1 protein-coding gene is annotated in these 427 nt (G+C 73.3%); it reads right to left on the bottom strand.

What is annotated here, in order from left to right:
* Window positions 1-66 precede the first annotated feature (66 nt).
* On the bottom strand, window positions 67-427 hold a 361-nt coding region (locus EAD98_RS30800), incomplete at its 5' end, for a hypothetical protein (RefSeq protein WP_158609753.1).

The following is a 427-nucleotide window of genomic DNA, read 5'->3' as shown; positions in this document are numbered from 1 at the left end:
CACGGTTCCTCTCCTCCCACGGCCGGATGCCATACAAGGTCAATGTACGGCACCCGCCGGGGACGGTCAGGCCGCCACCCGGGCGGCGGCGTACGGCGCGGCGCGCAGCAGGTCCCGCGCCAGGTCGAGCAGGCAGCAACGGTCGAGCAGGTGCACCCGGCCGTCCGAGAAGATCGACGGCGGCTCCAGCGGCACCTCGGCCATGAACCGCACCCGGAACTCGCTGGCCAGCTCCTGGCCCGCCTTGTCGTGCATCCACGTCGGCACCAGCGCCCACCGCACGCCCGCCTCGGACAGCTTGGCGGCGACCCACCGGGTCGCCGCCGCGTTGCGCTGCACGTTGGCGACCAGCAGCACCAGGTCGCACTGGCGGGCCACCTCGATCTGCCCGGCCTCCAGCGCCCGGTCCAGGTCGACCACCTTCACG

This window comes from Micromonospora sp. CV4 (genome assembly GCF_003667455.1).
In the GTDB taxonomy this organism is placed as follows: domain Bacteria; phylum Actinomycetota; class Actinomycetes; order Mycobacteriales; family Micromonosporaceae; genus Micromonospora.
This window is presented reverse-complemented; position numbering and strand designations above follow the sequence as displayed.